Origin of the sequence: Pseudarthrobacter sp. NIBRBAC000502770, from assembly GCF_006517815.1 — a bacterium.
Taxonomy (GTDB): domain Bacteria; phylum Actinomycetota; class Actinomycetes; order Actinomycetales; family Micrococcaceae; genus Arthrobacter; species Arthrobacter niigatensis.
Genome location: NZ_CP041198.1, coordinates 4,314,065 through 4,338,156, shown reverse-complemented (window position 1 = coordinate 4,338,156; position 24,092 = coordinate 4,314,065). Strand labels below are relative to the sequence as shown.

Sequence of the window (24,092 nt, the reverse complement as noted above, 5' to 3'; positions counted from 1 at the left end):
CGCAATGAACGCGTGTAAACGTTCGGTGACGCCGGGGTCAGCTGGCGGCCTGGCCTTCGGTAGCCGGGAAGGGTGCCTGCGGTTCCTGCTGGCGGCGAAGGATTTCCAGCCCGATGTCGTTGTAGCGGCCCAGCAGGTCGGCGCCGTCGGGTGCCTCCGGGTTGTCCAGCAGGGCAAAGGCGGAGTCGCTGGCGAGCAGGAGTTCCTGGTCTGTGTATTCGGTCAGCGGACGGCCGTACAGCTCTTCGATCCACATCACCGGCAGTTGGGGGAATTCGCCTGCGAAGTCGCCGCCGGGAAAAAGCTCCCTGACGTCGTCGTCCATGAGTAGCGGGCGCCGGCTGGACGCTTCACCTGGCGCCCAGTCGTGGGCCGCCGGCGTGAGCTGAAGGGACACCCCGGCGGACGGGACGCCCAGCAGGAGCTTGGTGTCCATGGCGTTCAGGTCACAGCGCAGCCCGGCCAGGGCGGAGGATTCGACAAGTTCCGCCTGTGAGAGGTCGACGCAGATGCGGCAGCGGATGCCCATCCTCCGGACACGGCGGATGATGTGGACCAGTTCAGCACGGGATTCGTGGTGAAGGGCTCCCCGGACTTCAATCCGGACGATGTCCGCCGGGACATCGAGGTTAACGAGTGCGTCTAGCGCGCGGTCCATAGGTACTCCAAAAGAGGTTCTATGGCCGACGGCTCAACCTCCGCAAGCCTAACCCTCCCCGGGGCCACGGCACAACCTGCCGCTCAGGCCCGCGGACCCTGGCTGACTTTGCCGGGCTCCTGGTAGTGGGTACGCGCACCGGAGCCGCCCACCGAATCCACCAGCGACTTGGCGATGTCCCGAAGTTTGGTATTGCTGTTGCTGGACGCCTCGGTAAGGATTTCGACGGCGGCTTCCTGGCTGCACCGGTTCTGCGCCATGACGATGCCGATGGCGATGTCGATGATGGTCCGCGATTCCAGCGTGGCCCGGAGATTGGATGCACTGTCGGCGTGCAGCGAGAACCTGACAGCGAGCCGCAGGGCTTCGGAGATCTCCCGGGTGAAGTCCCGTGCCCTGTCCGCGGCGGGGCCGTCAAACTTGTGCGGGGCGTCGGAGTAGAGGTTCAGTGCGGCCTTGGCCTCCCCTGCAGGTTGAACGGCAGGGAAAGCACCGAGCGCAATCCGTGGGAGGCAACCGCAGACGCGTAGTCCGGACCCCAGCGGTCCTCCTGCAAAAGGTCGGGGACGTGGACTTCGCGCTCTTCCTTTGCCGCGGTCAGGCAGGGACCCTGGGCCAGGGAGTACTGGATTTCATCCACTTCCCGCGCAGTCTCGCTGCTCCAGCCAATGGTGGCTGCCTTGCGGTCGCGGAGCAGTGTGATGCCGCACAGGGCATCGTCGCCGTCGCCTGCCATCTGGTGCGCGGAGAAGCGAGCCAGTTCATTAAGGAAGTCCTCGAAATCAGCGCTTTCCAGGATGAGGTTCTGGACCTGGTCGGTTGCGCTCAAAGGCTGTTGTGGGGGGAGCAAGATGCATGGTCTCCAAGCAACTGAAAAGTGTTAACGCACATCATAAATCAGCGCCGATGCCCGCTCCAAGCGCATCGGCCAGTCCAAAGCCGGCAAGCTGCCCGGCTCCCAGTTCGGTCAGGACAACGGAGCGGGGATGCGATCCGCGCTTGAGCCACCCGGACGACAGTGCGTGCCCGGTGAAAAGATCCGGCAGCAAGCCGGCCGCATGGTCTAAGCGCTCGGTCCAGTCAAGGCAAGGCCGCACGAGCGGGCGTGGCGGCTTGGTCGGCAGGCGCAAGCCAATCGATTCCGCCCAGGCAAAACCCTGCGAGGTTAGTTCCCAGCCGGAGGAGACGAATCCCTCACTCTGCCACAGGACACACAGGTTGACACCCAATACCCCGGCCAGATGCTGGTAGCAGGTTCGGGCGTGCTGCAATTCATGCTGATGCCTGCGCCCGCGGTACGTCGATGGAAACTCCGGCCCCGACGAAGGACTGAGACGGACCAGTGCTTCCACTGCATCCGCAACACTTTGGTTCTTCAGCCGCACATACCGGTGCCGGCCCTGGCGCACTTCGTCCAGCAGGCCTACATCAACGAGGTGGTTCAAATGCGTGGTGGCTGTGCCTTTGCTGATCCCCGCGCAGCCCGCAAGTTCCGTCGCTGTCCAGGCGCGGGCATCCATGAGGGCGACCAGGATCCGGGCCCGCGACGGTTCCCCCATGGCCTTGGCCATCATGGCAAGGTCCTCCGCCCAATACGCTGTCATGTATCCATCCTGCCCGGGGAATCGTTTGTCCGTCCTCAAACCTTCCGGCAGGAACGATGGACCCATGTTCACAACCATCTCCCCCAGCGTCCACTACTTCGGCTCCCTGGTGGCCCTGCTGACAACCGGCAACCCGGATGGCACCACCAACATCACGCCCATATCCTCTGCCTGGTCGCTGGGGGACCACTACGTCCTGGGCCTCAGCTCCCATCATCAGGGCTACCGCAACCTGATCCGCACCAAGGAAGTGGTGCTCAATTTGCCGGAGGACTCCATGGCACCCGCAATTGAACGGATTTCCATGACCACCGGCAGCGAACCGGTCCCGGCAGTGAAGGCCGGCGACTACCGCACGGCGCACGACAAGTGGGCCTTGGCAGGATGGGACCCGATGCCTGGCGTGGAGGTCGCTCCCAACCGCATTGCGCAATGCCCGGTCCACATCGAGGCGGCCCTGGTCAACTCGTGGTGCTTGGAGGACGACCTCCACGCAGTCCAGGTGCGCGTCCAGCAGGTGCATGTCCGCGATGACCTGGCGCTCGATCCATCCCGGGTGGACGTGCGAACCTGGCAGCCCATGTTCTATACGTTCCGCCACTATTTTGGAAAAGGAAGCCATCTCGGCCAAAACGTGAGGGCGGAGCAGAAGCTCACTGCCCAAACCAGCGGCCCGTCCGGCCTCCGGGGCTAAGCCAGCCCCAGTTCGTCCTTGCCGAACGCGAACAGGTAGGGGACGCCGGTTTCGGCTTCGATCTTCTCCTTGGCGCCGGTGTCGCGGTCCACGATCACGGCCACCGCCACGACGTTGCCGCCCGCTTTCCGGACGCCTTCCACCGCGGTCAGTGCGGAACCGCCAGTGGTGGACGTGTCCTCCAGGACCAGCACTTTGCGGCCCTCAACGGAGGGGCCCTCCACCTGGCGGCCCATGCCGTAGGACTTCTGGGCCTTCCGGACCACGAACGCGTCCACGGTCCGGCCGGCGTCGACGGCCGCGTGCATGACCGCGGTGCCCACGGGGTCGGCGCCCATGGTGAGGCCTCCGGCGCACTCGAAGTCGATGCCGGCGTCGTCTGCCAGGGCCAGCATGACCTGCCCCACCAGCTTGGACGCTTCATGGTGCAGGGTGATGCGGCGCAGGTCGATGTAGTAATCGGCCTCGGCTCCGCTGGAGAGGATCACCTTGCCGCGGACCACGGCGAGTTCCTTGATCAGTTCGAGCAGTCGGGCGCGGGCAGCCGCGGTGTCTACCGCAGTGTCAGTGGGCGAAGTCATGGCCCCAAGTTTAGTGGGTGGCGGGACGGTGAGCGGGCGGGCGAAGCCAGGGGCGTGCTCCGGGCGGGGCCCGATGGCAACCATCCTCGGCAGGACGCGCTTCACCACAGGATTGTGGCGCAGGATGAACAAGAGGACGCGATGGACGGGAAACAGGGGCCGGGCATCCCTGCCGGCCAGCATGTCTCCGGACAGGGTCCCCGCGAAAAGTGGAACGAACACCACACGGTGCATGATCCGCTGCACGGTTTGGACCACCACCGTGGGCATGCGGCGCCGGCGCTGGATCGCAGCAAGGGTCCTGGTCCGAACGTGCCCCTGGCGCAGGTCCGGGGCCAGGCGTTCCGCGGCCGCAACGGCGTCCTGGATCGCCAGGTTGATGCCCACACCGCCCGCGGGCGACATCGCGTGCGCAGCATCGCCAATGCACAGGAACCCGTCCCTGTACCAGCGCCGCAGCCGGTTCAGCCTGACGTCCAGCCAATGCAGGTCCGACACGCTGCGGATCGAATCGACACGGTCGGCGAGGTCGGGACGGAGTGCTGCCACCCGTTGGCGGAACCGTTCCACGCCGCCTTCCCGGATCCTGGCGTCCGAGCCCTTGGGCGCAAGGTAGCCCATTTGGTAGTAGTCGGTGCGGTTGAGCGCAATCATGGCGTCCCGGTTTCCCAGCGAGGGCACCACGCCCGCAACGTCGCCCTGCTCCGCGGGGTGGCGGGGAATTTTGAACCACCAGGTATCGAAGGGCACCGGGTACTCCTTGGCCCTCATTCCGGCAGCCTGGCGCAACACCGAATGCCGGCCGTCGGCGGCCACCACAACGTCGGCAGGCAGCACGCGTTCAACGTCATCGGCGGCGTCTCCGGTGGAGCGATAGCGCACCCCGGTGACGCGCCCGCCGTCGAACTCCAGGCCGGTGGCTTCAGTCTCCATGAGCAGGGTGAACGTCGGTTCGGCGACGGCGGCCGAGGCGAGGAAATCCAGGAAGTCCCATTGGGGCATCATGGCCACATAGTTGTACGGGGGTTTCAAGGAGTCGAAAGCCGCCAGCGTGACCATCCCGGCACCGGGAACCGGGACGGCGACATTGTTCAGCCGGCTTTGCGGCAGTGCCCGGAATCCGGCGCCCAGGCCCAGTTCGTCGATCAGCCGGATGGTGGACGCGTGCACGGTGTCGCCGCGGAAGTCGCGCAGGAAATCCCGGTGCTTTTCCAGGACCGCCACGTGCACTCCTGCCCGTGCCAGCAGCAGGCCAAGCATCATTCCTGCCGGGCCACCGCCCACCACGGCACATCCCGTGCGCTCCATGCCATAAAGCTACGCCGCGCAGGGGCCGGCCGGAACAGTTGAGGGTTGTTGACAGCGCTGGCTAGGCTGGACATCATGCGCGAACTCCAGGCCAAGATCATTGAAGAAATGGGCGTTCAGCCCCGGATCGATCCCGCAGGGGAGGTGCGCAAACGCGTCACTTTCCTCAAGGAATACTTGAAGGCCACCCACACCAAGGGCTTTGTCCTGGGCATCTCCGGCGGCCTCGATTCCTCGCTCGCCGGAAGGCTTGCCCAGCTGGCGGTTGATGAGCTTGGAGCCGAGGGCGTGGAAGCCAACTTCGTTGCGGTCCGCCTCCCCTACGGCGTGCAGCACGACGAGGAGGACGCCCAGGCAGCCCTGGACTTCATCAAGGCCAAGACGGAATGGACGTTCAACATTTCGGCAGCGGTGGACGGCTTTGAGGACGAGTTCGAGAAGACCGTAGGCTCGGAAATCTCCGACTTCCACAAGGGAAACACCAAGGCACGCACCCGGATGATCGCCCAATATGCGCTGGCCGGGGAGTTCAACTACCTGGTGATTGGCACCGACCACGGCGCGGAGTCGGTCACGGGCTTCTTCACCAAGTACGGCGACGGCGGCGCGGACATCCTGCCCCTGTTCGGCCTGAACAAGCGGCAGAACCGGGCCCTCCTGGCTGAACTGGGTGCACCGGCACGCGTGTGGGAGAAGGTGCCCACCGCAGACCTGCTGGATGACCGGCCGGGCCGCACGGATGAGGACGAGCTGGGCATCAGCTACGACCAGATTGATGACTACCTCGAAGGCCGCCAGGTCCCGGACGCGGTGGCCGAATCCATCGAGCAGAAGTACCTCCGGACCCGCCACAAGCGGACCGTGCCGGTGACCATTTTTGACACATGGTGGAAGGGCGAAGGTCCCGTGGAGCCCCGCGCCGGGCTGTAGCCCCCGCCCCCTGCTGATTTTCCCCACCTTCGGAGAGTACGACGGCGGGCCGCGCCAAAAAGCGCAGCCCGCCGTCGTCGTGCACGGACAAAGCCGGGGAGACTCAGCGGGTGCGCCGTCCGCCGTCCGCTCCCCCGCCCAGCTGCTGCGTGATCCGGTGTGCCTCCGCCATCAGCAGTCCGCCCAGCTCCTCCTGCCGTTCAGGCTTGAACCGTGGTTCGATGCCCGTCAGCGACAACGCCCAGGCGGGGCGCCCTGACCTGTCGAAGACCGCAGCGCCCATCCCCCAGCTACCTTCCAGGACCAGCCCCGGGTTCACCGAGTAGCCGGCCAGCCTGGTCCGGGCCAGGTTCTTCCGGACAAGATCGACCGTATGGTTCGCCGCGAAGGCGCCGGCGTGCTCCGGCCACCGGCCCAGCAGCTCCTCCTGCTCATCCGTGGGCAGGAAGGCCAGGATGGCTGTCCCGGCCGACGCGACGCCCAACGGGAAACGAACTCCTTCGTGCAGGACAAAGGACCTGACGGGGAAGGTACCCTCCTCACGCAACAGGCACACCGTCTCATTGCCGCGGCGGATGGAGAAGAAGGCACTCTCCCCCGTGGCCTGGGCAAGCCTGCGCAGGCTGGGCCGGGCGATGTCCTCCATGGGGAACCGGGCCGATGCCACCGATCCCATGAGCAGGATTTCCGGGCCCAGGACCCAGTTGCCAGTGACGGAATCGTGGTCCAGCAGGCCTTCCGCGGCGAGCGACGCCAGGAGCCGGTGGACGGTTGGCCGGGTAAGGCCTGATTCCCGGACGAGGACCGCGAGCGGCATCCCCTCGGCGCTGCGGCCCACCAGCCGCAGCAGTCCCGCGATCCGTGCCACCACCTGCGCGCCCTGCACCGGCGTTGATGCCATCACGTCCCCTTGTCCACAATATGGATTGTTTTAGCCCTGCTGTCCATACTGTAGGGCATTTTCCAGTGATTCTTGACACGTTCTCCCCGACGGCCGTAGTCTCCAAACTCAGATCCCAACCGTCCACAAAGTGGACTACTGCGCTCAACGAGGAGACGACATGAAGAAACTCCAGGCTTCTGCCGCCACCGCCCTGGAGGGGGCACTGCAGGACGGCATCACCCTCGCCGTCGGCGGGTTTGGCTTGAGCGGCATCCCGGCCGACCTGATCGAGGCCGTCCGCGACTCCGGCGTCCGTGACCTCACGGTGGTCTCCAACAACATGGGCGTGGACGGCAAAGGACTCGGCATCCTTATCGAAGCGGGCCAGGTCCGCAAGGTGGTCGCCTCCTACGTGGGCGAGAACAAGCTGTTCGCCGAGCAGTACCTCGCAGGCAAGCTGGAGGTCGAGTTCACCCCGCAGGGCACCCTGGCCGAGCGCCTCCGCGCCGGCGGCGCCGGAATCCCGGCCTTCTACACCAAGACAGGTGTCGGCACCCTGGTGGCCGAGGGCAAGCCGCACGAGGTGTTCGACGGCGAAACGTACGTCCGCGAGCGCGCCATCGTTGCCGACGTCGCCCTGGTCCACGCCCACACCGCGGACACGGACGGCAACCTGACCTACCGCTTCACGGCCCGGAACTTCAATCCGGTAGTGGCCACGGCCGGGATCCTGACCGTCGCCGAGGCCGAGGTGATCGTGGCGCCCGGCGAACTGGACCCGAACCACATCGCCACGCCCGGCGTCTTTGTCCAGCGGCTGGTGCAGGCCACGGAACGGATCAAGGACATCGAGCAGCGCACGGTCCGGCAGCGAACCGGCCTCGTCTCCGCCTGACCGGGCCCACGCCCGACCGGGCCCACGCCTGCCCCTGATCCACAGCACTCAATGGAGAAATAACCCTCATGACCACCACGCAAACCGACCACCCGGACGTCCGCCGGAAGGGTTTGGCCCGGATGGCTGAAACGCTGGCCGGCTGGACGCAGAAGTGGTTCCCTGACGCGTACATCTTCGCCCTCGCCGGCGTCGTGCTGGTGGCCATCGCGGCGCTGGCCATCGGCGCCTCGCCCAAGGCCGTCGTTGATTCCTTCGGCAACGGGTTTTGGGACCTGACGGCGTTCACCCTCCAAATGGCCATGGTGGTATTGACCGGCTATGTGGTGGCCACGTCGCCGCCCGTGGCCAGGCTGATTGACCGGCTGGCGCAGGTGCCCAACTCCGCGCGCACCGCCGTCAGCTTCGTGGCTGTCCTGTCCATGTCCGTGTCATTCGTGAACTGGGGCCTGAGCCTGATCTTCGGCGGCCTCCTGGCGCGGGCGGTGGCCCGGCGGGCAGACCTGCACGTGGACTACCGGGCCCTCGGCGCCGCAGCCTTCATGGGTTTGGGCGCCGTCTGGGCCCTGGGCATGTCCTCCTCCGCCGCACAGCTGCAGGCCACCAAGGCCTCTATTCCCCCGGCGCTGCTCAAGGTCACCGGCGTCCTGGATTTCGGCACCACCATATTCACCTGGCAGTCCCTGCTGACCCTGCTCATCCTCATGGTCCTCACCACGGTGATCGCGCACTTTTCCGCACCGACGGGAAGCGCCGTGAAGACGGCGGCCGATCTCGGCGTGGACCTCGATGACCAGCCCGAACCGCCGGCCGAAAAGTCCCGGCCCGGCGAATGGCTGGAATACAGCAGGGTCCTGCCCATCCTGGCCGGCGTGCTCACCCTGGGCTGGCTGGTGTCCCAGCTGCTGACCCTGCCCATCCTCAGCGTGGTCAGCTCACTCAACGGCTACCTCCTGGTCTTCCTGATGCTGGGGCTGGTCCTGCACGGAACCCCGCGCAAATTCCTGCAGTCTGTCACCAAGGCGGTCCCGGCCACGGCGGGAATCCTGGTGCAGTTTCCGCTGTATGCCGCGATGGCCGCCATCCTGACCAAAGCCACCGGCGCCGGGGGCCTGTCGGTATCCGAGCACCTGGCCCACTTCTTCACCAGCATCGGCGGCAACGGGGCGTTCGCCGTCATCATCGCCATCTACACGGCCATCCTGGGCATGTTCGTCCCGTCCGGCGGTGGAAAGTGGCTGGTGGAGGCACCGTACGTCATGCAGTCCGCCACGGACGTGAACATGAATCTTGGCTGGACCGTGCAGATCTACAACATGGCCGAGGCCCTGCCCAACCTGGTCAACCCGTTCTTCATGCTCCCGCTGCTTGCCGTGCTGGGCCTGCGCGCCCGGGACCTGGTGGGCTTCACGTTCCAGCAATTCCTGTTCCACCTGCCGGTGGTGCTGCTGCTTGCGTGGCTGCTGGGCATGACGTTCGAGTTCGTGCCGCCGGTAATACCCAACTAATCCAACGAGAACAGCTAGAAGACCAAGGAGAAACCCCATGGGATGGACCAGGGATGAAATGGCTGCAATCGCGGCCGCGGAACTGAACGACGGCGACTATGTGAACCTGGGGATCGGCATTCCCACGCTGGTGGCCAACAACCTGCCCGAGGGGGTGCGGGTGGTCCTGCAGAGCGAGAACGGCCTGCTGGGCATGGGCCCGTTCCCCTACGAGGGCGAAGAGGACGCGGACCTGATCAATGCCGGCAAGCAGACTGTCACGGTGTTGCCGGGCGGCAGCATCTTCGACTCGGCCACCTCGTTCGGCATGATCCGCGGCGGGCACGTGAAGGTAGCCATCCTCGGCGCCATGCAGGTCTCCGGCAACGGGGACCTGGCCAACTGGACCATCCCCGGCAAGATGGTCAAGGGCATGGGCGGTGCCATGGACCTGGTGGCAGGAACCCCGCGGGTGGTGGTCCTCACCGAGCACAACGCCAAGGACGGCACCGCGAAGATCGTCCGCGAGTGCACGCTGCCGCTGACCGGGCTCAGCTGCGTGGACCGGATCGTGAGCGACCTCGCCGTGTTCGACCTGTACAAAACGGACGACGGCGGGCGGCAGCTGACGCTGACGCGCCTGGCACCGGGGGTCACCGAAGAGGAGATCCGTACGAAGACGGAAGCGGACTTCGAGGTCCGCCTTGATAACGAGGACGTGGCAGCATGAGCCTGAAGGAACAGTTTGGCAAGGACGTCCTGCTCACCGGCTGGGGACACAGCCGGTTTGGCAAGCTGGCGGAGGAGACCCTCGAGTCCCTGATCGTCCAGGTTGCCACCGAAGCGATCGGCAACGCCGGAATCGAACCCGGGCAGATCGACGAGATCTACATCGGCCAGTTCAATTCGGGCATGATGCCGCTGGCGTTCCCGTCGTCGCTGGCCCTGCAGGTCTCTCCGGCCCTGGCCAACGTACCCTCCACCCGGGTCGAAAACGCCTGCGCCTCCGGCTCTGCCGCCTTCCAGCAGGGCACCAAGTCGCTGCTGGCCGGCACTGCCCGGACCGTCCTGGTGATCGGCGCCGAGAAGATGACCCACGCCGGTGCGGACGTGGTGGGCGCGGCGCTGCTCGGCGCTGACTATGACATGGCCGGCAAGCCCTCCACCACCGGTTTCACCGGGCTCTTCGCCGAGGTCGCGAAGCACTACGAGAAGCGGTACGGGCCGGTCTCCGACGTCCTGGGCACCATCGCGGCCAAGAACCACCGCAACGGCGTGGACAACCCCTACGCCCAGCTCCGCAAGGACCTCGGCGAGGAGTTCTGCCGGACCGTCTCGGACAAGAACCCCATGGTGGCCGATCCCCTGCGCCGCACCGACTGTTCGCCCGTCTCCGACGGTGCGGCCGCCGTCGTGCTGTCCGTTTCCCCCACCGGGGGCGCCACCGCCCCGGTCCGGCTCGCGGGATTCGGCCAGGCCAATGACTTTTTCCCCGCCGAGCGCAGGGACCCCACCGCGTTCGCCGCAACCCGCACCTCCTGGCAGCGGGCGATGGCGATGGCCGGCGTGGGCCTGGCGGACCTCGATTTTGCCGAGGTGCACGACTGCTTCACCATCGCCGAACTGCTCATGTACGAGGCCATCGGCCTGGCAGAGCCCGGCCAGGGCGCCCGCGCTATCGAGGAAGGCTGGGTATTCAAGGACGGCAAGCTTCCCATCAACGTCTCCGGCGGCCTGAAGGCCAAGGGCCACCCCGTGGGGGCAACTGGAGTCTCCCAGCACGTCATTGCGGCCATGCAGCTCACCGGTACAGCCGGGGACATGCAGCTCGCGGAGCCGCGCCGGGCGGCCGTGCAGAACATGGGCGGAGTGGGCATTGCCAACTACGTCAGCGTCCTGGAATCGGTGTAAACGCGCAGGCTAATGGCGCTTTTTATCGCGCCTACCCTTGCACCCGGGGCCTGCGCCCCGTACGTTGGGGACTGTGGGGGACTAACTCCCGCGCACCCCGGGACGATTCCGGGGAGAGAATCAGAGTCACATGAAGGAATGCAGCCATGGCAACAGGCACAGTTAAATGGTTCAACGCCGAAAAGGGTTTTGGCTTCATTGCCCCCGATGACGGGTCCGCTGACGTATTCGCCCACTACTCGGCAATCGCCACCAGCGGCTACCGCTCACTGGACGAGAACCAGAAGGTCGAATTCGATGTGACCCAGGGCCCCAAGGGCCCGCAGGCAGAGAACATCCGCCCGCTCTAAGTCTTCGGCGGCCACCGGCACAGGCCGGGACCCCGTTCAGCGGCTCCCCCAACGTTAGTTGGGGGAGCCGCTTTCTTGTGCCGCCTCTCTTCGGCTTTCCACATTTGGGATAATTGACTCATGACTCGACAGGACCAGGACAGGGACCCGTGGGAGGAGTTCGACTCCCTCGGCCCAGCAGCGCCGGACCTCATCCCCGGGCAGCCCGGCGGGGAGCCGCACGGCTTTGGGTTCCGGACCGGGGTCCGCAGCGCCCGCGTGGCCGTAGGCTTCGCCATCTATGCGCTTGCCCTGGGAACCGTCCTGGCCCTGACGGGATGCATCGTCTTCATCAGCCGCCAGCAGTGGCTCCTGCTGGGCCTCATGGTGCTCTTTGAGGCCATCTTTGTTTTTGCGTTCACCCGGCTTGTGGCCCAGGCCAGGCACCGGGCCCCACGGGACCGCCGGACCGGCTGAACACCAGGCGCCGTTTTGACATTGTTGTTGACCTTGACGCAGCGTCAACCCTTAGGCTCGCAGCATGCAGGATTCTTCCACCACCGGCGGCAGTGACTGGTCCATCCAGGACGTAGCCAGGATCGCCGGCACCACCAGCCGCACGCTCCGTCACTATGACGACATCGGCCTGCTGAAGCCCAGCCGGGTAGGCCACAACGGCTACCGCTATTACGACGGCGCCACCCTCCTCCAGTTGCAGCGGATCCTGTTGCTGCGCGAACTGGGCCTGGGTTTGCCGGCCATCGCGGAAGTCTTCCACCGCGAGGCGGATCCGGTGGCAGCGCTGGGCCGGCATCTGGAATGGCTGGGCCAAGAGCAACAGCGGCTGGCCCGGCAGGCGGAGTCCGTGCGGCAAACAATCGAAACAGTAAAGGCAGGAGGCCAGCTGATGGCTCAGGACATGTTCAAGGGCTTCGACCACACGCAGTACAAGGATGAAGTTGAAGAACGGTGGGGCAAGGACGCCTACGCGGCATCCGATAAGTGGTGGCGCGGCATGGGGGCTGCCCAGAAACAGGAGTGGAAGTCCCACGCGGAGGAGCTTGGCCGGGACTGGAAGGCTGCTGCGGCTGCGGGCGTCCCTGCGGACGGCCCGGAAGCGCGCGAACTGGCAGGGCGGCATGTTGCGTGGCTGAAGTCCATCCCGGGAACACCTGCCGCTGGGAGCGGCGGCGATGTCCGGGGGTACGTCACCGGGCTGGCCGACATGTACGTGGAGGACCCCCGTTTCGCCGCCAATTACGGCGGGGCTGAGGGGGCCCGCTTCGTCCGGGAGGCCCTGCACAGCTTCGCCGCACAGTACCTCTAGGCGGCGCCTGCGGGCAGGGCGAATCAGCTGCCGGGTCTACCGGTGCTTGAATTCCGGCTGGCGCTTTTCGGTGAACGCCGCCATGCCTTCCTTCTGGTCCTCCGTGGCGAACAGGGAGTGGAAGAGGCGCCGTTCGAACACCACTCCCTGGGCCAGCCCGGTTTCGAAAGCGGCGTTCACGGCTTCCTTTGCCGCCATCGCCGCGGGCTTTGACTTTTCGGCGATGACGCCGGCCACCTTGAGTGCTTCGGACACCACCTCTGCCGCCGGAACCACCCGGGACACCAGCCCGCACCGGTCCGCTTCCTCCGCGTCGATGAACCGTCCGGTGAGGATCATGTCCATGGCCTTGGCCTTGCCCACAGCCCTGGTCAGGCGCTGCGAGCCGCCCATGCCAGGGAGTACGGCAAGGTTGATTTCCGGCTGCCCGAACTTTGCGTTGTCCCCGGCGATGATCAGGTCGCACATCATGGCCAGTTCGCAGCCGCCGCCCAGGGCGAAGCCGGACACCGCCGCGATGGTGGGGATCCGCAGCCGGGTGAGCTCCTCCCAGCCCCGGAACCAGTCCGCGACGTACATGTCCATGTAGCCTTGGTCCGCCATCTCTTTGATGTCGGCTCCCGCGGCGAAGGCCTTTCCGGAGCCCGTGATCACCACCGCGCCCACGCCGGGATCGGAATCCATCGCCGTCACGGCGGCCACCACCTCCTCCATGGTGGCCTTGTTCAGCGCATTCAGTGCCGCGGGCCTGTTCAGCGTCACCAGTCCGACCCTGCCCTGCTGCTCCACCAGGATGTTGGCGTACTCCGTCATTCCGGACTCCCGTCGTCGTATGCTGTTATGGCCGGACGCCGGCCCGGCACCTCCGTGCCACCGGCCCCTGCGGGCCCGTCCCCGGCCTGCGGCTCCGATGCGCCGCGGATGTCCGTGATGATGGCGGAGAAGTCCCGGCCCGCTCCGCCCTCCGCGGCAAACCTATCGTAAATACGCGCAGCGAGCGCTCCCATCTGTCCCGCCACCCCGGTGCTGTCCAGGGCGTTGACGGCAAGGTTGAGGTCCTTGGCCATGAGGGCGGAGGCAAAACCCGGCTGGTAGTCCCTGTTGGCCGGGCTGGAGGGCACCGGTCCGGGCACGGGGCAATTGGTGGTCAGCGCCCAGCACTGGCCTGACGCGGCGGAAGCGACGTGGAACAGGGCCTGGTGCGTCAGCCCCAGCTTCTCCCCCAGCACGAACGCTTCGCTGACCGCGATCATCGAGACGCCCAGGATCATGTTGTTGCAGATTTTGGCGGCTTGTCCGGCTCCGTGGGCGCCGCAGTGCACCACCCGCCTGCCCATCACCTCCAGGAGCGGCAGCACTTCCTCGAAGCCCGCCGCGTCGCCGCCGGCCATGAAGGTCAGAGTGCCTGCCTCGGCTCCCACCACGCCGCCGGAAACGGGGGCGTCAACGGAACGGTGGCCCGCTTCAATGGCCAGCCGGGCAGCTTCCCGTGCTTCGTCGACGTTGATGGTGGAGCAGTCAAGGAACATGGTTCCCGGTGGCGCGGCGGCCAGGAGTCCGGGCTCCCCCGGCTGCCCGGGATGTCCGGGGTTGCCCCGGTAAGCGTCCAGGACATGCCGGCCGCTGGGGAACATGGTCAGTACCACGTCGGCGCCGGCAAGTGCTTCGACGGCGGTGGCCGCCACTGGCACACCCTGCACCCGTGCCGCTTCCATGGCTGCGGGCACCACGTCGAACCCGGTCACCCGGTAACCGGCGCGGACCAGGTTCAAGGCCATGGGACCGCCCATGTGCCCAAGGCCAAGGAACGCCACGCTGCCGTTCTCAGGCATGGTCCGCCTCCGTCACTTCCAGGTCCGTTCCGGGTTGCAGGTCCAGTTCCCGGCCGTCCAGCGGCTGGAAGAACCTGTCCACCTGGCCCGGCAGCACCTCTGCCAGCGTGGCCGGCTTCCACTGCGGGTTCCTGTCCTTGTCCACCACCTGGGCACGGATACCTTCGCGGAAATCAGGGCCGGCAAGGAACCGCAGCCCGGCCCGGTACTCCTGGGCAAGGGCCTCGTCAAGGGTCAGCTTCGCGGCCCGGCGCAGTGATGCCAGGGTGACTTTGACCGACGTGGGTGACTTGGCTTCGATGGTGTCCGCCGCCGCCGTGGCGTCTTCCCGGCCGGGGCCGGTCCATGCCCGGAGCCGGGCAACGATGTCCCCGGCATCGTCGGTGGCGTAGCAGGCATCGATCCAGTCCCGCTGCCCGGCCAGGGCAGAAGGCGGGGACTGCCCAGCATAACGGGCGAGGACGGCTTCCGGGGTTTCAGATTCCAGTTCCGCCACCAGGCGGGGCAGCGACTGGGACGGGACGTAGTGGTCGGCAAGGCCCAGGAACAAGGCGTCCCCCGCTGCCAGGTGGGCCCCGGTCAGGGCCGCATGGGTTCCCGTCTCGCCCGGTGCGCGGGACAGCAGGAAGGTGCCGCCGACGTCCGGCGCGAACCCGATGGTGGTTTCAGGCATCCCCATCCTGGTCCGTTCGGTGACCACGCGGACGTTCCCGTGCGCCGAGATACCCACCCCACCGCCAAGGACCAACCCGTCCATAAGGGCGACGTACGGCTTGGGGTACCGGGCGATGAGCGAGTTCACCCGGTACTCGGTCTGCCAGAAGTCAGCAGTCCGGGTTCCGCCGTGAAGGATGTCCCGGTAGATGGCCACGATGTCACCGCCCGCGCACAGGCCACGCTCCCCGGCGCCCTGTACCAGGACGGCGGCTACGTCGTCGTCCTTGACCCACGCGGTGAGCTGCCGCAGGAGCAGGTCCACCATCCCCTCGGTGAGCGCATTGACCGCCCGGGGCCGGTTGAGGGTGACCACACCGAGCCGGCCGCGGTGGCCAAAAAGCACCTCCGCGCCGCCGTTTCCTGCAGTGCTGTCCGTTGTGGTGCCCGTGGCTGCGGTCATCGGCTGGTGCTCCTTCGCGTGGTGGCCGGCCTGTGATCCAGGCCATTCTGGTGCGAATATACCCGCCGCCTGCTGCCCGGGACCAACCGCGGCCGCACGGCGGGACCAGGCCCACGAGGGCTTTACCGGGCGCGCGGCCGCCAAGGTAAGTTAGGAACCGTGAAGATAGCTACCTGGAATGTGAACTCGCTCCGTGCCCGCGCCGACCGCGTTGAAGCCTGGCTCCAGCGCAGCGACTGCGACGTCCTGGCCATCCAGGAGACCAAATGCAAGGACGAGAACTTTCCGTGGGAACTCTTTGAACGGATGGGTTACGAGGTGGCCCACTTCGGGGTGAACCAGTGGAACGGCGTTGCCATCGCCTCCCGGGTGGGGCTTGAGGACGTGGAACGGACGTTCCTGGACCAGCCCTCGTTCGGCAAAGCCGGAAAGGACCCGGTGCAGGAAGCCCGCGCCATGGCTGCCACCTGCGGCGGCGTCCGGGTCTGGAGCCTCTACGTCCCCAACGGCCGCTCCCTGGACGACGAACACATGCCGTACAAGCTCAAGTGGCTCGAAAGCCTCAAGACGCACGCCCAGGCGCTGGTCACGGAGAACCCGCAGGCGCAGGTGGCCTTGATGGGCGATTGGAACATCGCGCCCTTCGACGATGACGTCTGGGACATCGACCTGTTCATCGCCAACCGGGCAACACACGTCAGCCCGCCGGAGCGGGAAGCGTTCCACGCCTTCGAGTCGGCCGGCTACACCGATGTGGTGCGCCCCTACACCCCCGGCCCCGGCGTCTACACCTACTGGGACTACACCCAGCTGCGGTTCCCCAAGAAGGAAGGCATGCGGATCGACTTCATCCTCGCTTCCCCCGCCCTGGCCGCCCGTGTCACCGGCGCCTTGATCGACCGCGAGGAACGCAAGGGCAAGGGTGCCTCTGACCACGCCCCCGTGCTGATGGAATTGGCCGACTGATGACCGCGCCCTGGACCCATGCAAGGAGACCGTCGTGACGGGGAACCTCTACCGGGGCCAGGCCGGCCTGCCTTTCTCCTCCACTCTGCGCGTCTACGAGCCCCTGGAGGCCTTCCCGGAAGAGCAGCGTCCGGCCATCGCGGCGGCGGGCGCACAGGCCGTGTCACGCGCCGCCGTCGAAAACGCTGAACTGCTCGCCTCGCTGGGACGGATTACCCGCTCCGGCGGGGACCCTTTCCCCACCGGACGCACCGACCTGGTGCGCGTCACCACGGCACCGGGCGGTGGAACGGCCGACGACGGTGCTGACGCCGGCAATGAGCCAGTCCTCCTGTATTGCCCCAGCCAACTGGTCCTCCGCGCCGGACTGGCCGCCAACGCCCTGATGGAGGGGATTCACGGCCCGCTGGCCGAACTGCTGATCCCTGAGGAACAGCGCGACCGGCACCAGGAGCGGATCGACCTGGTGAAGGCCCGGGACGGATCCGTCCGCGTCCACACCCGTGCATCCACCTGGGGCATCCCGTTCAGCTGGTTCTCGCTGTTCATGGAGTCCGACCGCAAGGACGTGGTGGAAGCAGCCGGCCGCATCCTCACGGTCCGCGTCTGGGCGCCCATCACCGATGCCCTGGAGCGGGCCCGCTATGCCGTGGCCAACCTTGCCCTCGCCGCCCCGGACCTGGACATGCTCGATGACCTGGCCCAGCTGACGGAATGGCTCGAGCTGTTCCACGTGAACTCCATGGTGGAACTGGACTACGGGGCCGTGGCGGACAAGGTGTACCCGGATGAATCCCCCATGGATATCAGGCTGGGCATCGAATGCCTGGCGGAGGGAGATATGACCGGTGCCGCGGCAGCCTACCGCCGGCTGGCCTCGCGTTGGATTCCCATCCGCCAGCTGGCCCGCGCTTCCTGAGGCGGTTTCAGCCCTTGGGAGGCGCTGTGGTGCGCCGGATGATGAGTTCATGGGGCGCCACTGCGGAGCGGACAGCCCCGACCTCGCCGTCCAGTTCATCCAGCAGCATCTTCGTCGCCAGTTCGGCTTGTTCGTCCGGGCGCTGCCCCACAGTGGTCAAGCCCATGGCGGCAGCGAAGTCGTGGTTGTCGATGCCCACCACGGACAGGTCGCCGGGCACACTGACACCTATGCGGTTGGCTTCGAAAATGACGCCCATGGCCATTTCGTCCGAGGCGCAAAAGATAGCCGTCGGCTTCTGTCCCGGACCCGACCACAGCCGGCGGAAGGCCTCCTGGCCACTGCGCACGGTGAAATCGCCCCATTCGTCCCATTCCGGCCGGGTGGGCAGACCGGCTGCGGCCATGACGTCCTTGAATGCCAGGATGCGGACCCGGGGAACGTCGAAGTTCAGGTCTGTCTCGTCGTCGCCGTGCAGCAAGGCGATGTCGCGGTGCCCCAGGTCGATCAGGTGCCGGACCGCGGTGGACGCGGCGGCGTAATCGTCGATGCCAATGTAGGGGCACTCCTCGACGTGCCCTCCCACCACTACCAGGGGAATGTCGATCTTCTGGAGGTGTTCGATCTCGTCATGGCTGAGGGCCATGCAGAGCACCAGCAGGGCATCGATCTGCTTGTACACCATGGTCTTGCTGAAGAGCCGCTCGCGGTTGCTTCCGTGGCCCCCAAGGTTGAAGAGCGAGAGGTTGTAGTGCCGGGCGTGCAGTTCGCGGTCCGCGCCCTCGATTGCTTTTGAAAAGAACCATCGGCTGACGAACGGGGCCAGGACGCCAATGGTTTTGGTGCGACCCGTGGCCAGTCCGGAAGCGGAGGACGAGGCCACGTAGCCCAGGTTTCCGGCCACTTCCAGGATCTTCTCCCTGGTGGCTGGGGAAACCCGGGGCAGTCCGCGGACCGCGCGGGAGACGGTCGCTGTGGAGACTCCGGCGGCCGCGGCCACGTCTTCGATGCTGACGCCGTTATGGCCGCCCCGCTGGGACCTTTCCGTTGTCCGTGCCACCGCGTCCCCCTTTTAACTCCTTTTCGGCGTAGGGCCGGCTGGCCCTGCGTTTACCCCCGGCCTTGTATTTTTCCATTCCGGGGACGGGCAGTGATAACCGGACCGGCGGCTGCGTGCAAAGTCACAGCCACCGGTAACCGGTGCCTTCTTCACTATCGTCGGGCTGGAAGTTTCCGGCGCAGCCGCACCATCCCGTACAGGGCCAGCAGGCTGGCCAGGAGGCCCAGCGCCCATCCAAGGGCGGGTTGGGCTGTAACTTCCATCCACACAGTGACTACCAGGAGGACCAGCGCCCAGAATGCGAGGAAGCCGATGATGATGTCGAAGTCCTCACCCGAGCGGACCAACCGGCTGCGGGTTCCCGCCCCCGGGGTCCGGGGGCGGGAACTGGCGCCCATCACTTAACAGCACCTGCCGTCAGGCCGGCCACGATCTTGCGCTGGAAGACCAGCACCAGGATCACCAGCGGGATGGTGACGATGGTGCCCGCGGCCATGATGGCCGTGTACGGGATCTGGTTGGGCTGTGCACCGGCGAAGTTGGCGATGGCCACCGTCACCGGCTGCGTTGCGTCGCTGGACAGCTGGCTGGCAATCAGGAACTCATTCCACGAGGAAATGAAGGCCAGGATTGCGGTGGTGAAGATTGCCGGAGCAGCGAGCGGCATGATGACCTTGCGGAACGCCTGCCCCTGGGTGCAGCCGTCCACGCGGGCTGATTCCTCGAGCTCCCACGGCATTTCCCGGAAGAACGAGGTCATGGTGTAGACCGTCAACGGGAGCACGAAGGAGATGTTCGGGATAATCAGCGCCTGGTACGTACCCATCCAGCCGATGTTGGTGAACAGCTGGAACAGCGGGGTGATCAGGGCAACGCCGGGGAACATGGAGGCACCCAGGATGAAGCCGAGGACCAGGAACTTGCCCTTGAAGTTCAGGCGGGCCAGGGCGTACGCGGCGAAGACACCAATCAGCAGGGACACCACCGTCACGACGCCGCCGATGAACACACTGTTCAGCAGCGCCTGCCCGAACCTGTTGCCAAAGGACGTATCGAAGGCAGTCTTGAAGTTGTCCAGGGTGACATGGGTGGGGAGGATCGAGGTGTCGTAGGTGAAGCCCACCTCACGGAACGCCGTGACCACCATCCAGTAGGCCGGGGCAAGGCACCAAAGCAGCACGATGACCGCACTGATGTAGGTCCTGCCCTGTGCCCACTTTTCCCGGTTCTGGGCTGCCTTGCGGCCCTTGTCCTGCCGGGCCCGCAACGCCGAGGCGTCTGCTGTTGCCGTGGTCATTTCTTCCCCTTTCCTGTGGCGCCGCTCTGCTCAACCACGTTTGCCCCAAGGAAGCGGACAAAGATGAAGGCGACCAGGAAGATGATGATGAACGTGATGGTGGACAGGGCAGCTGCCGCGTTGAAGCCTTGCCTGATCTGGTTGATCACCAGGATGGACAAGGTGGTGGTGTTGTTGGCACCGCCGGTGAGGATGTACGGCAGGTCGAACATGCGAAGCGCATCCAGGGTACGGAACAGGACTGCCACCATCAGCGCGGGCTTGACCAAGGGCAGGGTAATCAGGCGGAACCGCTGCCAGGCAGTGGCGCCGTCCACCTTGGCGGCTTCATATACTTCCGCCGGAATCATCTGCAGGCCCGCCAGGATCAGCAGAGCCATGAAGGGCGTGGTCTTCCAAACGTCCGCGATGACAACGGCCCACTTGGCCGGCCATTCGCTGCCCGTCCACAGGATGGTGGTGTTGAACAGCTTGTTGGCAATGCCCTCGAAGGCGAAGATGAAGAACCAGAGCTTGGCCGTCACGGCGGTGGGGATGGCCCACGGCACCAGGACAGCTGCACGGACCAGGCTGCGGCCGCGGAATTCACGGGCCATGATCATGGCCATCCAGAAACCCAGAACGGTTTCGAATGCCACCGTGACGACGGTGAAGAAGAATGTCGTAGCGGTGGCGGACCAGAACTGGCCGCCCAGGGTGCCGGGCGGGCAGGCAACAGTTCCGCCGTCCGGTGACGAGCATTGCTGCGCGAGCCAGTTCACGTAGTTCTGGATGCCTGCCGAGCCGCCTGCGGTGAACAGACCGGTGGCGGGATCAAGGCCGGCATCCTTCTGGAACGACATGACGATGGCGCTGATGATCGGGTAGACGATCACGATGCCCAGGGCGATGATGGTGGGGGCGAGCAGCCAGGAAGCCCAGCGTCCCTGGCTGGCGATCCTGTTGTCCTCGCCTACGCCCTTGGGCGCGTGATGGACGGGGGTCCCGCCCGACGCCGGTGACTTTACCGGCGTCGGGCCTAGTTCGGTTGCCATGGCAGAACTACGATCCCGCACCGGCGGATTCGATGGATTTCTGCATGTCAGAGAGTGCGGAGTCCACTGTCTTTTCTCCCTTGATAGCGGAGTAGGCGTTGTCTTGGATTGCCTTGGTAACAGCCGGGTAGAAAGGCGTCACAGGACGCGGTACGGCATTCTGGATGGACGTCTTCAGCACCGGCAGGTAGGGCAGCTTGGCAACGAGTTCCTGGTCGTCATACAGCGATCCGAGAACCGGAGCCAACGAGCCCTGGGTAGCGTAGAACTTCTCGGTCTCCGCCGAGGTCATGAACTTCATGAAGTCAAGGGCAGTTGCCTTGTTCTTGGAGTACACGCTGGTGGCAAGGTTGTGGCCGCCGAGTGAGGATGCCCCAGGTCCATCCTTGCCCGGGAGTGCAGCCAGCCCCGTCTTGTCCTTGACGGCCGACGAACCTTCAGTAGTGATCAGGTTGAAGGCGTAGGGCCAGTTGCGCAGGAACAGGAGCTTACCGCTCTGGAACGCCTGTCGGCTGTCCTCTTCCTTGTACGTTATGGCTTCCTTGGGAATGTTGCCGTCAGCGTATGCCTTGGCCAGGTTCCCCAGGCCGGCCTTGGCCTCGGCAGTGTTCAAGTTGGGCTTGCCGTCCTTGTCCAGGACGGAACCGCCGGCGGAGTTAATGGCCTCGGACGCATTGACCGTGAGGCCCTCATACTTGCTGAACTGGCCCGCGTAGCATCCGATGTTGTTCTGCTTGGCGATGGAGCACATGCCCATCATCTCGTCCCAGGTCTTGGGAGGGGTGGGTACCAGGTCTTTCCGGTAGTAAAGGATGCCGCCGTCCGAGGTTTGCGGGGCCGCATACAGGGTGCCCTTGTAGGTTGCGCTGTCCACAGTCGGCTTGAGCATGGCGCTCGTGTCGATCGCCATCTTGTCCTTCAGCGGCTGCAGCCAGCCCTTGGCTGCGAATTCAGCGGTCCAGACGACGTCCACATCCACGACGTCGTAATCCGACTGCTTTGCCTGGAAGTGCTGGACAAGGTCGTCATGCTGCTGGTCGGCCTGGTCGGTCTGTTCCTTGAAAGTGACTTTTTCGTTCGGGTGGGCCGCGTTCCACTTGTCCACCAGGGGGCGCACCACGTTGCTGTTGTCTTTGCCCTGGACGTAAGTGATGGGGCCGCGGCCGTCGAGGTTGGCGCTGGCGTCACCGCCTCCACCGCCGCCCCCGGTGGTGCCCCCTCCACCTCCACCGCCACAGGCGGACAACGTCAGGGCCAGAATGCCGGCAGTGGCAGCCGGAAGCAGGAATCTCGGGGTTTTCATTAGCTTGAAGCTCCTCGCTGAGTGACAAGTAAGTCGACAGAACGCTTATAGGTGAGGTTGTTGTGGTGACCATCACACTAGTAAGGTGACTGTCGGTAATGCAAGCGTTTACATCAAAAAGTTATCAGAGGGGAACCAAATGACCGATCCAGCCGTTCCGGTGCCGGGCCCAACCCCTTCTGCATGGTGGGCGGACGCCGTGGTTTACCAGATTTATCCCCGGTCGTTTGCGGATGGTAACGGTGATGGCATGGGCGATCTCCGCGGCGTCACGGGCCGTCTTTCCTACCTGGAGTCCCTTGGAGTGGATGCCATCTGGCTCTCTCCGTTCTACAAGTCGCCGCAGGCAGACGGCGGATACGACGTGGCCGACTACCGCCAGGTCGACCCGCTCTTCGGCTCCCTCGAAGATTTCGACGCCATGTTGCAGGAAGCTCACCGGCGCGGCCTGAAAGTCATCGTGGACCTGGTTCCGAACCACACCTCTGACGAGCATGCCTGGTTCCGGGAGGCGTTGGCGGCACCCCCGGGAAGCCCTGCGCGGGACCGGTACATGTTCAGGGACGGCAAGGACGAGGTCCCGGGATCCGGCGACGGTGGCCGGGCCCCCAACAACTGGAAATCCGTGTTCGGCGGGCCGGCCTGGAGCCGGGTGCAGGAGGCCGACGGCTCGCCGGGCCAGTGGTACCTCCATCTGTTCGATACCAAGCAACCGGACCTGAACTGGGACAACCCGGAGGTCCAGGAGGAGATGCGTTCGGTACTGCGCTTCTGGCTGGACCGCGGGGCCGACGGCTTCCGGGTGGACGTTGCCCACGGCCTGGTAAAGGAAGCAGGACTTCCGGACTGGGACGGTGTTGCCGCCATGGTGAAGGGAACCTCCACTCCCCGCCTGGAGAGCCATCTGCCCGGGGACGCTCCCCACGCCCACACCGACGCCGAAGAACCCCACCGGTCCGTGTCCCCCATGTATCCGCCATCTCCTTTCTTCGACCAGGACGGCGTCCACGCCATCTACCGGGACTGGCACCGAGTCCTGGCGGAGTACGGCGGGGACCGCATGATGGTGGCTGAAGCATGGGTGGAGCCGGCCGAGCGACTGGCACGCTATGTCCGGCCGGATGAAATGCAGCAGGCGTTCAACTTCGACTTCCTCCTGGCAGGCTGGGATGCCGAACGCATGGCTGACGCCATCGACGCCTCCCTGGCGGCGGCAGAATCCGTGGGGGCTCCGTCCACCTGGGTGCTCAGCAACCACGACACGGTGCGGCACACCACCCGGTTCGGCCTCAAGGATCCCACCACGTTCCCAAAGGGCATCGGGGCCGCCGACGAGCAGCCCGACCCGGCGCTGGGCCTGGCGCGGGCCCGCGCGGCCACGCTGGTTGCGCTGGCGCTGCCGGGCTCCGCCTACCTTTACCAGGGCGAGGAGCTGGGCCTGCCTGAGCACACCACCCTTCCCGATGAGGCGAGGCAGGACCCCACATTCTTCCGGACCCATGGTGCCGAAATCGGGCGCGACGGCTGCCGGGTCCCGCTGCCATGGACTGCGGACCAACCCGGGTACGGGTTCTCCGGTGAGTTGTCCGGCGAGGCACGCGAGCCATGGCTCCCCCAACCGGAAAGCTTCGGGCCCCTGGCCGCCGACCTTCAAGACGGCGAGGAAGGCTCAACCCTTGAGCTGTACCGGGCAGCCCTGTCCCTTCGTGCGGCACAACAGCTGGGCCGCGGCAGTGTGGAGTGGACGGATGAACACGCGCCGGACAGCGGCCTGCTGGCGTTCCGGAATGGAGGCGTCACGGTCCTGTCCAACATGGGATTCGCTTCCGCCCCCTTACCCGAGGGGTTGGCCGTGGTGCTGTCCAGCGGTCCCGAGCCGGCCGAAGAATGGACCGGCATGCGGGAGGTTCCCGTGGACACCACCGTGTACCTCATGGGCGGCAGGTAACCGCAGCGC

General features: G+C 65.8%; 24 protein-coding genes and 2 pseudogenes. 12 read left to right on the top strand and 14 right to left on the bottom strand.

Annotated features, from left to right (window positions below; all coding sequences use genetic code 11):
* Positions 1-37: 37 nt before the first annotated feature.
* From NIBR502770_RS20675 to NIBR502770_RS20665, 3 genes and pseudogenes are all read right to left on the bottom strand, one after another.
* The gene (locus tag NIBR502770_RS20675; protein ID WP_141183200.1) at positions 38-658 is read right to left on the bottom strand and encodes a hypothetical protein; all 621 of its coding nucleotides are present in this window, start codon (positions 656-658) and stop codon (positions 38-40) included.
* 83 nt (positions 659-741) lie between these two features.
* A pseudogene (locus NIBR502770_RS20670) lies at positions 742-1,487 on the bottom strand (GAF and ANTAR domain-containing protein).
* A gap of 61 nt (positions 1,488-1,548) precedes the next feature.
* Complete coding sequence (locus NIBR502770_RS20665) at positions 1,549-2,340, bottom strand: helix-turn-helix transcriptional regulator (protein WP_141183199.1); 792 nt, start codon at positions 2,338-2,340, stop codon at positions 1,549-1,551.
* On the opposite strand from NIBR502770_RS20665, the gene NIBR502770_RS20660 reads away from it, so the two are divergent.
* Positions 2,327-2,956, top strand: coding sequence for a flavin reductase family protein (locus NIBR502770_RS20660; protein ID WP_168223203.1), 630 nt, complete (start codon positions 2,327-2,329; stop codon positions 2,954-2,956). The genes NIBR502770_RS20665 and NIBR502770_RS20660 overlap by 14 nt on opposite strands.
* On the opposite strand, the gene pyrE is transcribed toward NIBR502770_RS20660, so the two are convergent.
* Together pyrE and NIBR502770_RS20655 are read right to left on the bottom strand one after the other, a co-directional pair.
* Entirely contained in the window at positions 2,953-3,537 is a 585-nt protein-coding gene (pyrE, locus tag NIBR502770_RS21290; RefSeq protein WP_168223241.1) for an orotate phosphoribosyltransferase, read from the bottom strand. The genes NIBR502770_RS20660 and pyrE overlap by 4 nt on opposite strands.
* 48 nt (positions 3,538-3,585) lie before the next feature.
* Positions 3,586-4,845: pseudogene (locus tag NIBR502770_RS20655) on the bottom strand (FAD-dependent oxidoreductase); the annotation flags it as partial.
* 75 nt (positions 4,846-4,920) lie between these two features.
* Between NIBR502770_RS20655 and nadE the strand changes: the two are divergent.
* Entirely contained in the window at positions 4,921-5,775 is an 855-nt protein-coding gene (nadE, locus tag NIBR502770_RS20650) for an ammonia-dependent NAD(+) synthetase (RefSeq protein ID WP_141183197.1), read from the top strand.
* Between the two features lie 103 nt (positions 5,776-5,878).
* Here the strand turns inward: nadE and NIBR502770_RS20645 are convergent, their stop codons facing one another.
* Positions 5,879-6,676, bottom strand: coding sequence for an IclR family transcriptional regulator (locus tag NIBR502770_RS20645; protein WP_141183196.1), 798 nt, complete (start codon positions 6,674-6,676; stop codon positions 5,879-5,881).
* A gap of 160 nt (positions 6,677-6,836) precedes the next feature.
* Between NIBR502770_RS20645 and NIBR502770_RS20640 the strand changes: the two genes are divergently transcribed.
* The 7 genes from NIBR502770_RS20640 (at position 6,837) to NIBR502770_RS20610 (ending at position 12,607) form a co-directional block, all read left to right on the top strand.
* Positions 6,837-7,553 carry a CoA transferase subunit A gene (locus NIBR502770_RS20640; protein WP_141183195.1) on the top strand — a complete coding sequence of 239 codons (717 nt, stop codon included), beginning with the start codon at positions 6,837-6,839 and terminating at the stop codon, positions 7,551-7,553.
* Positions 7,554-7,621: 68 nt separating this feature from the next.
* Positions 7,622-9,061: a short-chain fatty acid transporter gene (locus NIBR502770_RS20635; RefSeq protein ID WP_141183194.1), complete on the top strand. Its 1,440-nt coding sequence runs from the start codon at positions 7,622-7,624 to the stop codon at positions 9,059-9,061.
* Between the two features lie 37 nt (positions 9,062-9,098).
* The gene (locus tag NIBR502770_RS20630) at positions 9,099-9,770 is read left to right on the top strand and encodes a CoA transferase subunit B (RefSeq protein ID WP_141158321.1); all 672 of its coding nucleotides are present in this window, start codon (positions 9,099-9,101) and stop codon (positions 9,768-9,770) included.
* Positions 9,767-10,951 carry an acetyl-CoA acetyltransferase gene (locus tag NIBR502770_RS20625; protein WP_141183193.1) on the top strand — a complete coding sequence of 395 codons (1,185 nt, stop codon included), beginning with the start codon at positions 9,767-9,769 and terminating at the stop codon, positions 10,949-10,951. The genes NIBR502770_RS20630 and NIBR502770_RS20625 overlap by 4 nt, the downstream gene beginning before the upstream one ends.
* 146 nt (positions 10,952-11,097) lie before the next feature.
* Positions 11,098-11,301, top strand: coding sequence for a cold-shock protein (locus NIBR502770_RS20620; RefSeq protein WP_009357211.1), 204 nt, complete (start codon positions 11,098-11,100; stop codon positions 11,299-11,301).
* A gap of 120 nt (positions 11,302-11,421) precedes the next feature.
* Complete coding sequence (locus NIBR502770_RS20615; RefSeq protein ID WP_141183192.1) at positions 11,422-11,757, top strand: hypothetical protein; 336 nt, start codon at positions 11,422-11,424, stop codon at positions 11,755-11,757.
* 64 nt (positions 11,758-11,821) lie between these two features.
* On the top strand, positions 11,822-12,607 hold the full coding sequence (locus NIBR502770_RS20610; RefSeq protein WP_141183191.1) for a TipAS antibiotic-recognition domain-containing protein: 786 nt from the start codon (positions 11,822-11,824) through the stop codon (positions 12,605-12,607).
* A 36-nt stretch (positions 12,608-12,643) separates the two neighbouring features.
* Here NIBR502770_RS20610 and NIBR502770_RS20605 read toward each other — a convergent pair whose 3' ends face one another.
* The 3 genes from NIBR502770_RS20605 to NIBR502770_RS20595 are packed head-to-tail and all read right to left on the bottom strand — an operon-like array spanning position 12,644 to position 15,556.
* Positions 12,644-13,420, bottom strand: a complete 777-nt coding sequence (locus tag NIBR502770_RS20605) for an enoyl-CoA hydratase (RefSeq protein ID WP_141158325.1) — start codon at positions 13,418-13,420, stop codon at positions 12,644-12,646.
* Positions 13,417-14,439 (bottom strand): 3-hydroxyisobutyrate dehydrogenase, encoded by a 1,023-nt coding sequence (mmsB, locus tag NIBR502770_RS20600; protein WP_141183190.1) that lies wholly within the window; start codon positions 14,437-14,439, stop codon positions 13,417-13,419. Before mmsB ends, NIBR502770_RS20605 begins: the two co-directional genes overlap by 4 nt.
* Complete coding sequence (locus NIBR502770_RS20595) at positions 14,432-15,556, bottom strand: enoyl-CoA hydratase/isomerase family protein (RefSeq protein WP_141183189.1); 1,125 nt, start codon at positions 15,554-15,556, stop codon at positions 14,432-14,434. The genes mmsB and NIBR502770_RS20595 overlap by 8 nt, the downstream gene beginning before the upstream one ends.
* Before the next feature lie 159 nt (positions 15,557-15,715).
* Between NIBR502770_RS20595 and NIBR502770_RS20590 the strand changes: the two genes are divergently transcribed.
* Both NIBR502770_RS20590 and NIBR502770_RS20585 read left to right on the top strand, forming a co-directional pair.
* A complete protein-coding gene (locus tag NIBR502770_RS20590; RefSeq protein WP_141183188.1) occupies positions 15,716-16,522 on the top strand; it encodes an exodeoxyribonuclease III in 807 nt (268 codons plus the stop codon).
* A 34-nt stretch (positions 16,523-16,556) separates the two neighbouring features.
* Positions 16,557-17,441: a hypothetical protein gene (locus NIBR502770_RS20585; protein ID WP_141158329.1), complete on the top strand. Its 885-nt coding sequence runs from the start codon at positions 16,557-16,559 to the stop codon at positions 17,439-17,441.
* A gap of 7 nt (positions 17,442-17,448) precedes the next feature.
* Here the strand turns inward: NIBR502770_RS20585 and NIBR502770_RS20580 are convergent, their stop codons facing one another.
* The 5 genes from NIBR502770_RS20580 to NIBR502770_RS20560 form a co-directional block, all read right to left on the bottom strand.
* Positions 17,449-18,501 carry a LacI family DNA-binding transcriptional regulator gene (locus tag NIBR502770_RS20580; RefSeq protein ID WP_141158330.1) on the bottom strand — a complete coding sequence of 351 codons (1,053 nt, stop codon included), beginning with the start codon at positions 18,499-18,501 and terminating at the stop codon, positions 17,449-17,451.
* Between the two features lie 152 nt (positions 18,502-18,653).
* Complete coding sequence (locus NIBR502770_RS20575; RefSeq protein WP_210411307.1) at positions 18,654-18,899, bottom strand: hypothetical protein; 246 nt, start codon at positions 18,897-18,899, stop codon at positions 18,654-18,656.
* Positions 18,899-19,798: a carbohydrate ABC transporter permease gene (locus tag NIBR502770_RS20570; RefSeq protein ID WP_109045843.1), complete on the bottom strand. Its 900-nt coding sequence runs from the start codon at positions 19,796-19,798 to the stop codon at positions 18,899-18,901. Before NIBR502770_RS20570 ends, NIBR502770_RS20575 begins: the two co-directional genes overlap by 1 nt.
* Positions 19,795-20,832 (bottom strand): carbohydrate ABC transporter permease, encoded by a 1,038-nt coding sequence (locus NIBR502770_RS20565; protein WP_141183187.1) that lies wholly within the window; start codon positions 20,830-20,832, stop codon positions 19,795-19,797. The genes NIBR502770_RS20570 and NIBR502770_RS20565 overlap by 4 nt, the downstream gene beginning before the upstream one ends.
* 7 nt (positions 20,833-20,839) lie before the next feature.
* The gene (locus NIBR502770_RS20560; protein WP_141183186.1) at positions 20,840-22,135 is read right to left on the bottom strand and encodes an ABC transporter substrate-binding protein; all 1,296 of its coding nucleotides are present in this window, start codon (positions 22,133-22,135) and stop codon (positions 20,840-20,842) included.
* A gap of 139 nt (positions 22,136-22,274) precedes the next feature.
* Between NIBR502770_RS20560 and NIBR502770_RS20555 the strand changes: the two genes are divergently transcribed.
* Complete coding sequence (locus NIBR502770_RS20555) at positions 22,275-24,083, top strand: glycoside hydrolase family 13 protein (RefSeq protein ID WP_141183185.1); 1,809 nt, start codon at positions 22,275-22,277, stop codon at positions 24,081-24,083.
* Positions 24,084-24,092: the final 9 nt, after the last annotated feature.